Source organism: Leptothoe sp. ISB3NOV94-8A, from assembly GCF_043421595.1.
Classification (GTDB): domain Bacteria; phylum Cyanobacteriota; class Cyanobacteriia; order Phormidesmidales; family Phormidesmidaceae; genus Leptothoe; species Leptothoe turfae.
In genome coordinates, this window is sequence record NZ_JAXSQW010000001.1 from 391577 (window position 1) to 403886 (window position 12310).

Sequence of the window (12310 nt, forward strand, 5' to 3'; positions counted from 1 at the left end):
CTCCTAATGTTTCAAACGATAGATACGACTTTGACCAGCTCCGTAGACACCGGCAAAGTTAATGTCCGAATCCCAGGTAAATCGGGCACGACTGGAGGAATTAGATCTCACCTGAGTACAGCCCTGGTTCATACAAATGCCGATATGACCTGCTGTAGAGGCAATCACAATGTCACCAGGTGCTGCCTGAGACTGACTAATTTGAGCCCCTCGCCCTGCTCGTAAATCCGCTTCAACAGAGGGCACATAGTTGGTATTAGCACCCACGGGCTGAATGCCTGCATTGGCCAGCACTCGATTCACCGCCCACGCACAGGCCAGATTGCCACCATCGGGTCCAGACGAGCTATCAAACCGGCCCATCTCTCCCATGGATTGGAAGATTCGTTGGTTTAGATCCCCGCCTGCCTGTTTGGCACAGCGTTTTCCACCCCCTGAAGCCAGGGCCGTCTCATAGCTCTGGAGTAGCTTTTCACCATAGCTTTTGAGCGTCAGTCTTCCATGGACATCCGATGAGCCGCCATCAATCTTGGCACCGGGTCCACCAAAGTGAATTTGGCCCACCCGCTCAATCAGTCGTCCACCGGAGAATCCTTCTTGTTGAGCCTGAGCAATATTGCGATTCTGGTCCTGTTTGAAAATGCCATCCTGACGGGTGGCCGGAAAGAACCGATCAATCTCAGCGTTGCTGATCGCACTACCCGAATCGACTTTGGCGAGAAATGCAGCCCCACCGGACTGTTGTCGGATGGTAGATCGCACATCGCTACGATAGCTCATGTACTGATAGCGGCCTAACCCTCGACCACAGTTACCATCACCATCGCAGACATAGGCACCCACAGAATCATAGTGGCCTTCAATACTAGAGAATGCGGCTGCCAGGGCTGAATAATTCACCCCACCAGGACCATCGCCACAGAGGCCAAACCCATCGCTAATAAATCCGGGTAATGCTTCTGTGGGAATGCCCAGTTGTCGTGCCTGGTCTAAGACTTCAGTGGGTAAAGACGCAGACGAACTGCTGCCCCCCTGACCATCTAACAGGCCCACCAGTATCATCGTGGTTTCGCTATAGCTTAGAAAAGGAACCGGCCCGATAAAGTAAGGGGTACAGCCCAAATCCGGGATGCCCCGCTTACAGATACGGAAAAATAAGGCTGTACTGACAGTCCCTGTCGATTCATCCACATCCCAGACAACAACCTTAGCCACCTTGCCAAAGGGATGCCTGCCAGTCGGTTCTTTGCCACCATTGACCTGACCCAGGATGCCTTCCCCACCGCGTACTTCCTGATACTTACCTGAGATCCATTGCTTACCGTGGAGTGCAGGACTGGCCGTCAGTTCCACATGGGCACAGTCAGTCTCACAGGCCACATTAAAGCCTGCCTGGTAACTACCTGAAATCGTATTCTGTCGTGATTGTTCCGCAGGTCCATACGCTACATCCACCTGACCCAGGAGTCCTACAGAACCAATGGGATTGGGCATCTGGTCAAAGGGGACATCAGCTAAACCCGGAACTCCGCCCAGAGTGCTATTGCCCCAGTCGGTAAAGTTCTGCAGAGGCACAGTGTCAAGACCGGGAATATCGGTAATCGCAAAGCCGTTCAGCTGATCGCCCAGGTCACCCAGATTTAACTGTCCCAGTTCTGGATACTCACCAAGCAACTCAGCAATGGTGTCATTGGCCTGAGGGTTAAATCCCGGTGTTCCTGGCCAGCGGATTGAGATCAGTTCTTGAATCGGTGGAACTGCACCAAGCTCAAAATTACCCAATCCTGGAATTGCCGTTACCAGATCATCCAGGCTTTGCCATGCAAACATCTCCAGGGATCCCAGAGCCACTTGCTCCAGGTCCAACTGAGTCAGCTGAGCAACAGAATAGAGATTAAAAAGCTGGAGATAGAGACTGGTTTGAAAATCTCCCAGCTTTAGATAGGTATCAGCGGTTTGACCCGCCTGCCACACCCGAGAAAGGTCATAGTTGAGGGCATCATTCATCTCTGACGGAGCCTCAAATATGCCATCAGAGAGAATGGGTGGCAGGGTGCGAAACGTCAGCTGAGACCAGTCAGGTATCTGGCCATATTGGTTCTCCCAGGTAACACCCACCGTAGGAATGCCATAGTCCTGAGCGGTACTGATCGCACCCGGCAGTAGCCATACGGCTAGCGCAACGACAACGATGATCAGGAAATTGCGTACTGTTCTCAAGATTGGAGTTAGCATTGTCTACCTCCTTGCCCCAAATTCCATCAATCGAGCAAGTAAGTCTGGTGAGATACCTGCTCGTTGGGCGGCATCAGCCGTGGCGACACCATCTCGCATCAGTTGTAAACAGGTCTGAATACGTTGCCAGAGAGGATCGCTGGGTGAGATCAGGCGACGGATTTGAGCTACCTGTAACCCTTGTTCAATTTGTGTGACTGCTGTGAGTGTGGGATTATCCGATAGCGCAGGAGGCTGTTCCTGTTGGAGGACCAGGACGGAATACTCAGGTACTCCACCATCCGGGAAACTCAGCTGAAAGGTATAAATATCAGCATCTGTGAGAACTGTGAGTGTTGTCGTAGCTGTGGCAGGTAAATCAGGAAACTCAATGGGATGAATCCGCCGCAGGTGAATCACAGTGGCCGCACAGCCTTCTGAAGCTTCCACCACACCACATCTGGGATCGTCAAAGTCTACGGTGACTTTGGAGAGATCATCTAACCAGGCGCGTTGAATGGTGGCATCCAGAGGACGAAAGTTGAGGGTTACCCCATGGCCCCGATGTAATTCCACATCAATGGCCCTCGATTCAGGCATCTCAACCGAACGAGTCTGGGCCAGGGCGGGTCGCGCCAATCCCCATAGCAATAGAGCTATCGATAGCTTTATCAAACGCTGCATCATTTACCTCCGGCTACATGGGCAACTGCATTGAGGCATTTACAAACACCTGCACTGGCGTGTTCTCCTCCAGGTACAACACCTGAGGCCGTTGGGCTATGGCATCCCTGGCTTGCTGATTCCGTTCAGACAGGATGTCTAGCAACACATCTGTGCCTCCTTCCAGGGCACCGGCTAAGATATTCGGGTCTGGATTCTCTTCAGTAACCACCGTGCTGTTGTCATTGGTTTGAACACGGGTATTGGGTCGAGTGTAAAGTTCTGATGCCCGACGAACAGCACCCAGGGCCACTTCACTGGCATCAAGTGCGGCAATCTCACCACCGGGATCTCCATAGCCTTGGGCGATCAGTGGATGACCATCGGCACCACGAATCTGAACAACGGCATCGGGCAAAAGAATTTCCTGTTGATTGTTACCCTCTTGCCAGCTGGCAGATACGGCTGAGATTTCTACCAGCCGGTCATCCCCCACAGGTTCCACTTCAACCGTGAGATCGCTTTCACTGGGAATGGCCGTGCGTCCCCGGTTATCCATCAAGGGCTCATTTAGACGCACCACATAACGACTGGATTGTTCGGACTCATTAAGAACAACAGGTGTGGTCAGTTCTCCAGACGCATAGGTGCCTGACATCAGCGACGGAGGCTGAATCGGTTCTTCAAGGATTCGGGCTTCAGCATCACGTAAAGCCTCAGGAGAAGCCTGGGCCTGGAGCGTGTTTTCGAGTGGTAACGGTTCAGAAATTTCAGGAATAGATGATTGTGTGTTTGCCAACAAAATAGGTTCGGATAGTTCTAACGGTGCCGGTTCTTCTGGAATCACTTCTGGTTCTGATTCTTCAGGAGCAGGCGGTGATTGTGTTGGTACGGTAGCCATTACCGAGTGAGGAGAAATCTGGGCCACAGGAATGGTTTCGACACCATTATCTCCATCAGCAGTTTCTGTTTCCTCGGCAGGTTCAATCGGTGTCACTGTGCCATAGCTACCCAGGCGAGCCAGTGTTTGCCAACGTTCTGTAGGATCTGTATCTGAGAACCGAGGTGAGGCAGCCGCTGTCACTGCAGGTGCAGGTCTCGGTGGTGTTGCTTGCACAGGCCTGGGAGTGGGTCGATAATCAATAGCTGGAGCTGGTCGAGGACTGGCACTAACAACGGGTGCAGGTCGTGAAACCGCAGGTTTAGTGGTTACCTTGGGTGGTGCTGGTGTCGTTGTGGGCGATGATGATGACTTCGGCTTGGCAGCTTCCTGAGACTGTTGTTGAACATACGCCTGATCGCTCAAGGCCATATTGGATTTCAACCGAGCAACCTCGTTACGAGATTCTTCCAGGGCGACTTCAGTGATGCTGGGTATCTCATTAGCCACCTCCGTATCTGTGGAAGCCTCAGACGCTGCTATATCCGTTTTATCGGTCTGTCGGCTGGCCAACATGAAATAACCAGCGATACCAAAGACAGGCACCAGCGCTATGCCGACGGCTATCAGTTTTGGTCCCGGCATCTTCCAGGCGGGTCGTTCTGATTTCATTTCCACCGCATCAAAGGCGGTTTCACTCACCAATGTGTCATCCAGGTTGGGTGCCCCGGTCATCTCGCGTAAACTCTCCAGGGTCGGTTCATCACTCATTGGCTGATCTCCTCTCCATGAATAGGTCGAATTTCATCAATCTGTAACCCGCTTTCCAGCAGGCGATACACCACCTGTTGATAGTCCGATGCATTTTTGATCAGAGGTTTTCTAGGGGGCTCAATTGCCCGCACATAGAACCGTCGATTAAACGGAATGGTTGTCCCAGATGGATTGGTGTCATCAAAGACAATGCGTGTGGCAATCAGGTCCACCTGCCACAGTCCCTCATTCACGACCTGAGGCGGTGAGACTTCTTGAGGAATAATTACGGCTGAGACCTGACCATCAAAAACCGCATCGGGGATAATCTCGGTGGCCAGCTGTGCCAGAAAGACATCACGGAAGTCACTAGACAATAGAAACCCCGCTTCCCAGGCGGATTCAGTGACCCTATCGGTGCCTTTGACTTTGATGCCTTCATCAATGGTCTCTGTTTCTTTGCCAGGGATGGAGCCCCAGGTAAAGGTCATCACCGCCCAGTCAGACACCAGCCGCCGAATGACTTCGGGTTCACGATAGTGAACATCGGCAGGTCGCACGGTAAAGGCACGACCATCCACCTGCTGCACCAGAGTGGGAGACGGTTTGTTGGCCAGTTTGGAAAAGGAAACAGCCAGCCAGAGCAGTGCGATTGTCAGAATGACACCACCTGCCGATAGCCCGGCAAAGGCCAATGGCAAAATATCGGTGGAATCCAGTCTGGGGAGTCGCCCACGACGGGTGAGATCGCTAAATTGCATGGTGCGGTTTAGGGTAACGGCAGGGTCGATGAACCAATGGCGATAATGCGAGTAACACCGCCGGAGATGCCGCGAAAGACAGCCATTCCAGCTCCTCCGGCAATGGATAGGGCTAGCACCGGAGCCAGCACACTGATGAGTAGAAGAAAACCAAAATCACTCTGGGTCTGAACCTCAGCGGTGACAACCACAGTGGCGGCCAGACCCACAATGACGCTGTAGGAGAATTTGGCCATGCCGAGACTGAAGAATCCGGTTAACCAGGCCCATAGGGGACGACCTTGAAGGGGAACCGCTGAACCTGCTACGGCAATCGGTCCCATCAGCCCTGTTAACAACATGGCCAGCTCTAGAATGTTGGCAAAGGCCCATTGCCAGCCCTTAAGAATGTGTTCAGCCAGAGCATGACTGCCGGTCTGCACCAGGCTATGGACGAGAAAGTCACCTAGCGGATCTCCTCCGGCAGGTGGTGAACCATCCTGGTAGTCCTGTTGAATGTGCTCACCAATTTGTCGTAGTCGCTGGGACAGTCGCTGGAGTCCGGCACTCCAGAATCCGTTACGACGATACTCCTGCTCCAGAATTTGCTGTGCCCGTTCACCGGCGTCTAAAAAGCAATCGATCTGGGCCTGACCTTCTTTAGCATCACATTCGGCATATTCTCGCTGGATCAATGCTTTAGCCTGTTGGGAGACAATCACATCGTTGAGGGCCTCCACCATAGAGACTTCACCAATCTGCACCGCCAACACCACCTGAGTTTGGGCGTTGATCACATCCCGTAATCCCAGGGTGACTGACCCGAGCAGAGAGCCATTATCAAACAACAGCACCGCGATCAGCAGCATCCAAAGCACATGGGGCAATGCCGGAAAAATGCCTCGCTCCATAGCATCCTTGACCCAGCCCACAGCAAAGAAGATAAAGGTGCCCACCAGAATGATCGCCGCAAACTGGTTGATGCCTATGTAGAGACCATTGGACTGGGTAAAAATCTCCTGCCAGCGATCATCCCAGGCTTGCTGGACGGCTTCAAGCTGCTGGATACTATCTTCAATGATGCTAAGGCCCCCGGTTACCTGGGCCAGGACATGGGATGTCATCGGCATTACTCCTCTGATGAAGTCTGGGTGCCCAGCACACCGGGCAGATAGATGGGAGACTGAGCTGAACCGGAGATGGATACCTGACGTTCCAGCCGCTCCCGGCGATTGGATTCGTCAATGCCTTCACTGGTATCGGCAGCGAGCTGGGCCACAATGCCTTGAAGCTGTTGGAGCTGTAATAGAGTGGTGTGATTGTCAGCTGTGAGCTGGGTTTGCTGGGTCAGCAGCTTGGCAATCTCGGCATCAATCTGGGCACTTTGTTTCATCACATCCTGGGTGACGCCCATGCCCTGAGCACTGTCTGCCAGTGAGACTACTTCTTCAGTTTGTTGCACGCTTTGGTTCACCAGATCCGTTGTGCGCTGGGCCGATTCTTCTAGCCAGGTGTTACCTTCTTCACCGATAACGGGAGCCGCTAACGATCTGGCCATTTCCTGGTCCACCAGATTACCTAGGTCTCGCTGTTGAACCACAGGACTGGTAGTAAGGACTCCAGCCCCGATCACATCTTCAGCCGTGCGCACTTTGTAGGGATCTGGAATCTCAGTTTGGGTACTGCCCTTGAGGTCATCCCACAGCACACCCAAGGCGGTTTCCATAATGGTTTCTCGAATGGGATCTGCTCGCTGCCACTGGCCGACAAGCTGTTCTAATGGATTGAGATAGTCATCCAATACACCCTGATGCCAGCCATCGGGTAAACCACCGGGTAATAAGGAGGCAGCTGCAGTACCAAGGGTGAGGACCGGTACCAGGGTGCCAGTACCGATCAGTAACCATCGCCATCGTCGTTTTTTGGGTGTCATGGGAACCTCCTATAGGTTAAGAATTGGGAGAAATTTGATCCATGGACTGACCTGCTCGCACGGTTTGGACATAGGCTTGAGCAAAAGCGGCATAGCCTGCAAACTTGTTGTCGTGTTGGGCCAATACTCGCTGTCTGGCCTTTTGTTCTTTTTGGTTATTAGCCACAGCGGCCAGCAGTTCAGGGGATGGATAGTGAGAGCAAGGGGTGAGTCGAGCATCGGCATCGACCAGCCAGTGAGAACAGATTTGCACTGGATCAATGCGAAACGCTTCATCGGTGTTGGGCATCAGTACCTGGGGCGAGTAGCCAAACAGGGTTTCGTAAGATGGCAGGGCGTTGGGCTGGATGGCACCGATAAAGCGGGTATTAAGGTTCTGGAGAATTTGAGACCCGGCAACAGAGTTGGCAATGGTGTCTGGGTCTTGACCGATGATCAGGGGACGAATGCCAGACTTGGCTCCGTTGGCGCAGACTTGACCAATAATCTGGGCAATGCCGTTGTACTTAAACAGAATTGGACTTTCATCGATAGCCAGGAGTGAGTCAGACACTTCTAACGCTCGACGAAAGGCCATGGACTGAGCAGATAGGGCCAGCACTGCTGCTTCAATGTTGTCGCCCACATTGCGCAGGGCAAAGACGGTGAGCTGAGCATCGGTGCGAATAGTCGAAGGTTGAGAAATGGCTCGACCCACGCGACTGGATAGCCAGCCTCGTAATTCCAACAAAATGGTGGCTAGAGCTTCCTGAATTAAGGGAGAATCTACCTCCAGCTCTAGACCGACTATGGTTTCAACAAAGTCGGCCAGAGTAGGCATCTGTTGCCAGGCAGTGCTGCCAAAGCCGTCGTCAAAGGCGGCATCATATCGGCTGAGAATAGCTGTATTAGTGAAAAAATCTGCCAGGCCCTGCCATAGCAATGTATGTACCCGCTTGCCGAGCTGGTTCTCGGTTTCAGTCCCCATCACCATGGTGTCCAGGGCTTTGACGAGAAATTCTTTGTAGTCGTCAAGTCGTTCCTGGCGTTGCTTCTCATCCAGGTGGCGTAGGTCTGGAATTTGAAACAGGTTGTTGGATTCAGAGCCGATATCAAAGTAGGCTCCCTGGTCACCAAAGAACTTCACCAGGTCGGTGTAGGTGGTGGTGCCATCGGGTTTGGGATAGTCCAGGGAAATCACGTTCATGCCGCAGGCGATAGCCCAAACAAAGATTTCAGCAGCCAGGACAGATTTACCACTGCGGGTTTCACCAAAGATCAGGATGCCGCGATGCTTTTGAGCAAAGTCGATTTGAATCGGCATTCGGCCCTGATGGGTGATCAGCTCAATGCCTCGACTATCCACTGGACGAGGAAAGGCGACTGGCATTAACCCCGGAGCTTCATGGGTGAGATAGAGCTGCCTGCGACCATCTTCCAGTAGCCAGCCAGAGACAATAGGGAGTGACCTGAGCCATAGCTGCCAGGCCACTTCAGTTTCACGGATAAAGTCTCCCTGGTGAAAGGCATTGGTGAGTTGCTGACTGGCTTCATTCAGTTCAGTGGGATTATTGCGATGAAGAAAGACGACAACACTGACCCAGATGGGTAAGGCTCCTTCGTAGATTTTCTCTTGGGCAGCCACACCCTGTTTTAATCGCATTTGGGAGGCCACATCCACATCCTTGAGTAGATTGGCTCGGAACGTAGCGGTCATATTCTGTCGGGTAAGCCGTTGGAGACTCATGCGAGTCATGGTCCGGTCAGCGGCTGCCAGTTCACAAACACAGTCATAATCGGCAAATTGGGACAGGGCCTGCCACAGGTAATAGAGCTGATGTTCTGGAGAGATAAAACCTGCGGGTTTGGATTCGAGAACAACGGCACCGATACATTTGCTTTTGACGCGCACCCATTGCCGATCCGCTTTTGGGTGGGTGGGATGACCATGTTCTCCCCGAATTAAAACAGAACTAGCATGGAGGGGAACGGTGACGGTTTCTTGAAGGGATAATTGTCCCGTCTGATCGCTCAAGGTGAGGCACTGGGGAACAGGTGGAGCAGCCGACTGATTGAACTGAGTCCAGAGATAGTTCCAGAGAGCATCGGCATCCATGGGTGAGGCTTGCAGACCCATGCGACTATTGAGCTGTTGTTCCCAATGGAGATAGCCATCGGTAAAGGCTTGATTCAATAACTGCTGGTAGTGCTGAGATTCTTTTTCTTGCTTGAGTCCTTTGAAGGTGTCATACCGGCTGATAATCCAGGCAAGGGCCTGCTCCAGCCGATCTGAGCGAGCTTCTTTACCCGATTCTAAAACATAGGTGGCAAACAGATAGAGACGTTTGGGTTGTCGTTGCCCTGCGGCTGTTCGATCTCGGGTTGCCCGTTGTTGAGCCAGCAATAGGAACTGAGATTCCAGGGTTGATGTGGACTCTATGCGATTAGAGAGTTCCTGTTGTCGTTGATGATCCGTTCCAATAGAACGCAGATGAATCCGCAACCGATCACCGGGTCGAAAGCCTTGAAGACCCGATTCTAAGCGAGCCAAAACAGTTTCTGCTTGGCCGTCTGCTAACAGGGTGTGAATGCCTATTGCTTGAAAGCCAAAGACAACACTGAGCTGTTTGCGATAGTTCAGCAAATAGGCTCCCACATCCCGATCTCTCACCTGGAGGCGACAGATACACTCCAGATGAGATTCATCTTCAAAGGGTTTGAATCGGTAGCGTTGAGCCCCGATGCGTTGTTTGGTTGTGCTCATGGTGTAAGTGCGGTTGATAGACCACATGGCCCCGATTCCAGTCGGGAACCGGCACGAACTTATGGGTAAATTTCCAGGTTTTCTCGCCCACCACGACCCACCAGGTACTCATGCCCCAGGCACTGGTCAAAAGGAAGAGTCCAAAGCCAAGCTGCAGAACCACCTGGATCAGCATATAGGAGCCGACAAGTATGGCACCGCTGGGGGCAAGAAGATTGGAGGGAATGGGGCCGAGGCTGGGCGTCTGTCCAATACTTTGGTTAATCGGACAGAACAGATTGGAGTCCTCGGCCATGGGCTATACGCCAAAGAATAATTGACTCAAGCCTTCGACCACCACGACCGCAGCGATAATAATGAAGGCATTTTGGAGGAGCGGTTGCCATTGTTCTCCTCGCTGGGCCTGGTAAATGGCGAAGAAGACAAAGCCCACTGCCGAGATCCACACGACAATGCGCAACATGCCGAACAAGAAATCAATGATGCCCTGGTCAATGTATTGACCAAAGATGGTCTGGGCCTGCTCTTCTGCGGTGCCGAATAGTTGAGCAAAGGCGGGATTGGCTTGGAAGATAATAAACGCGAACAATAAAGTGCCGCCGATGATGCCCATCATGCGCCAGCGACTCAGGCGACTAAAGCGAGCATTTAGATTGGCGAGTGGTTTAGCAAATGGAAGATGCCCCAAGGCTGGGACATTGAATCGTAATGAACGTTGAATCATGGTCCGACTCCTGTAGATGGAATAGCCTGGAAGTCGGTAGATAGAACCCTGACAAGGTGTGGTGTGGTCCGTGAGATGACCAGTAATCACCCTGGGACATGAGTGAGTAGCACTAAATCATAAAAAGTACTACTTAGTAATACTGATCGAAGTCTACAGAATAGACCTTATTCTTTGGCTTTACTTAAGGATTGTTTATCAAAGGTTACGAAGCAATGTGTGATGATTGCTCCCAAGCACCTGCAGTTGTTTAGGGTCAGATATTGCAGGAATTTAGAAAGGCCAAGTACTACGTTTTGAGGATCAAGGAAATCTATATCGGCTTTATAGCTACTTTGAAGAACCTTAGTACTTCTATGAAGCTAATTATGGTAATGACGCTCTCAAAGTCCTAAGGGGTAGGATAAAAGTAAATCTTTGGAAACAAATATCTGATGGTAGAGTCTGCCTCGTCTGGAAAACGTGCAAAAGCGAGCGATGATGACGCTCAAGAGGCAGGGTGCCGACCGACGTTCTATATGAGTACTGAGCTGCTGGCTGAGATCAATGCTCAGTGTGAGGCGGAGGGAAGTAAGAAGCGGTCTCCGTTTTTGGTGGAATTGCTGGAGCTAGTGCTGACATCGCCTATGGGGCAGCAGCTTCGGGAAAATGCTGAGCGGAACCGGCGTGGGCTAGTGCATGAGCTGGAAGCGAATCTACTGCTTTTTAATGAGCACATTCCAACAGAGCGAATTGCGGAATTAGCAGCCGCCAGTCAGCGAAACCCAGACCAGATGCTGGTGCGATTGGTGTTGCTGGGGCTCAGAGTTTATGAGCGCTCCATTGCCCGGATGGAAGCAGAAATTGATGCCAGCAGTGGTTTGACCTAGTTATTTATTAACCTTCAAATAAGGATAAATCCGGATATGGGTCTTTCGGCAAGCAGTAAGAAATAGCCGTAACAGTTTGTTTGTCAGCTACGATTAATATTTGACAAGCATTTTGACGGAATCGGGGGACTAGGTTACGGACATTTTTGTGAGCTAATTGTCCTGAATAGTCACGTTGAAATGGTCAGTGCTTATCTGATTCATGGATCTCGATTTCGCCTAGCTATAGGCATCTGTTCATGTAAATGGAGCACCTCAGTCACATAGGGGATTAGGGTGCTTATGGAGCGGTATAGGACGCGGCGGTATGTCGCGATCTCTTGGGCTGATGCGTTACGACTGGCAGGGTTGGATGGAACACCTGCCGAAGATATCCTCTATGCGTCTGATGTGGAATTGATCCACCGTACTGAATGGTGGGCATGGTGGTCTGACCTGAAAATGACGACAGCCATTGGATTACCTCAAGCACCACAACCACAAGGCTTAGCATCGGATGCCGCACAGCTAATGTCTGAGGTGTGGGAAAGTGATGTGATTGAGCCGGAGTGTGGCTGGCCACTGCTGGCTGAAGTCAGGCAGATCTTAAATCGGGCAGTGATCTGGCGTGGAGAGCAGCGAGGCCAGTTTCAGCCTGAAACCTGGGAGCGATTGAGGGTTGTACTTGAGGCTGATAGGGAAGCCATACTCTATCGGGTTGGCCAGGGCTATGAGGATGGATATTACTGCGACGTTACCCGCGATTTGCCATCTGGATTGATCGATCTGGGGTAGGTGATTCCTGCTGGCTC

The 12310-nt window shown here is 51.9% G+C and carries 11 protein-coding genes; 2 read left to right on the plus strand and 9 right to left on the minus strand.

Annotated elements, in window-relative coordinates; all coding sequences use genetic code 11:
- Window positions 1–3: 3 nt before the first annotated feature.
- From SPB21_RS01630 to SPB21_RS01670, 9 genes are read right to left on the minus strand one after another with little or no spacing between them, the layout of a single operon-like run.
- Entirely contained in the window at window positions 4–2235 is a 2232-nt protein-coding gene (locus tag SPB21_RS01630; RefSeq protein WP_499865166.1) for a hypothetical protein, read from the minus strand.
- 3 nt (window positions 2236–2238) lie between these two features.
- Entirely contained in the window at window positions 2239–2901 is a 663-nt protein-coding gene (locus SPB21_RS01635; RefSeq protein WP_499865168.1) for a hypothetical protein, read from the minus strand.
- Between the two features lie 10 nt (window positions 2902–2911).
- The gene (locus SPB21_RS01640) at window positions 2912–4528 is read right to left on the minus strand and encodes a hypothetical protein (protein WP_499865170.1); all 1617 of its coding nucleotides are present in this window, start codon (window positions 4526–4528) and stop codon (window positions 2912–2914) included.
- Window positions 4525–5271 (minus strand): hypothetical protein, encoded by a 747-nt coding sequence (locus SPB21_RS01645; RefSeq protein WP_499865172.1) that lies wholly within the window; start codon window positions 5269–5271, stop codon window positions 4525–4527. Before SPB21_RS01645 ends, SPB21_RS01640 begins: the two co-directional genes overlap by 4 nt.
- 8 nt (window positions 5272–5279) lie before the next feature.
- Window positions 5280–6374 (minus strand): hypothetical protein, encoded by a 1095-nt coding sequence (locus SPB21_RS01650; protein WP_499865174.1) that lies wholly within the window; start codon window positions 6372–6374, stop codon window positions 5280–5282.
- 5 nt (window positions 6375–6379) lie between these two features.
- Window positions 6380–7183, minus strand: a complete 804-nt coding sequence (locus tag SPB21_RS01655; protein ID WP_499865175.1) for a hypothetical protein — start codon at window positions 7181–7183, stop codon at window positions 6380–6382.
- Window positions 7184–7199: 16 nt separating this feature from the next.
- Window positions 7200–9926, minus strand: a complete 2727-nt coding sequence (locus SPB21_RS01660) for a putative type IV secretion/conjugal transfer ATPase (RefSeq protein ID WP_499865177.1) — start codon at window positions 9924–9926, stop codon at window positions 7200–7202.
- Window positions 9871–10221 carry a hypothetical protein gene (locus SPB21_RS01665; protein ID WP_499865179.1) on the minus strand — a complete coding sequence of 117 codons (351 nt, stop codon included), beginning with the start codon at window positions 10219–10221 and terminating at the stop codon, window positions 9871–9873. Before SPB21_RS01665 ends, SPB21_RS01660 begins: the two co-directional genes overlap by 56 nt.
- 3 nt (window positions 10222–10224) lie before the next feature.
- Window positions 10225–10650, minus strand: coding sequence for a hypothetical protein (locus SPB21_RS01670; RefSeq protein WP_499865180.1), 426 nt, complete (start codon window positions 10648–10650; stop codon window positions 10225–10227).
- A 434-nt stretch (window positions 10651–11084) separates the two neighbouring features.
- On the opposite strand from SPB21_RS01670, the gene SPB21_RS01675 reads away from it, so the two are divergent.
- Window positions 11085–11519 carry a hypothetical protein gene (locus SPB21_RS01675; RefSeq protein ID WP_499865181.1) on the plus strand — a complete coding sequence of 145 codons (435 nt, stop codon included), beginning with the start codon at window positions 11085–11087 and terminating at the stop codon, window positions 11517–11519.
- 282 nt (window positions 11520–11801) lie between these two features.
- On the plus strand, window positions 11802–12293 hold the full coding sequence (locus tag SPB21_RS01680; protein WP_499865182.1) for a hypothetical protein: 492 nt from the start codon (window positions 11802–11804) through the stop codon (window positions 12291–12293).
- Window positions 12294–12310: the final 17 nt, after the last annotated feature.

Excerpts from the sequence above, each read along its gene's own strand:
- SPB21_RS01635 (WP_499865168.1), bottom strand. The coding sequence starts at position 2,901 with ATGATGCAGCGTTTGATAAAGCTATCGATAGCTCTATTGCTATGGGGA.
- SPB21_RS01655 (WP_499865175.1), bottom strand. The coding sequence starts at position 7,183 with ATGACACCCAAAAAACGACGATGGCGATGGTTACTGATCGGTACTGGC.
- SPB21_RS01680 (WP_499865182.1), top strand. The coding sequence starts at position 11,802 with ATGGAGCGGTATAGGACGCGGCGGTATGTCGCGATCTCTTGGGCTGAT.
- SPB21_RS01660 (WP_499865177.1), bottom strand. The coding sequence starts at position 9,926 with ATGAGCACAACCAAACAACGCATCGGGGCTCAACGCTACCGATTCAAA.
- SPB21_RS01650 (WP_499865174.1), bottom strand. The coding sequence starts at position 6,374 with ATGACATCCCATGTCCTGGCCCAGGTAACCGGGGGCCTTAGCATCATT.
- SPB21_RS01665 (WP_499865179.1), bottom strand. The coding sequence starts at position 10,221 with ATGGCCGAGGACTCCAATCTGTTCTGTCCGATTAACCAAAGTATTGGA.
- SPB21_RS01645 (WP_499865172.1), bottom strand. The coding sequence starts at position 5,271 with ATGCAATTTAGCGATCTCACCCGTCGTGGGCGACTCCCCAGACTGGAT.
- SPB21_RS01640 (WP_499865170.1), bottom strand. The coding sequence starts at position 4,528 with ATGAGTGATGAACCGACCCTGGAGAGTTTACGCGAGATGACCGGGGCA.
- SPB21_RS01675 (WP_499865181.1), top strand. The coding sequence starts at position 11,085 with ATGGTAGAGTCTGCCTCGTCTGGAAAACGTGCAAAAGCGAGCGATGAT.
- SPB21_RS01630 (WP_499865166.1), bottom strand. The coding sequence starts at position 2,235 with ATGCTAACTCCAATCTTGAGAACAGTACGCAATTTCCTGATCATCGTT.
- SPB21_RS01670 (WP_499865180.1), bottom strand. The coding sequence starts at position 10,650 with ATGATTCAACGTTCATTACGATTCAATGTCCCAGCCTTGGGGCATCTT.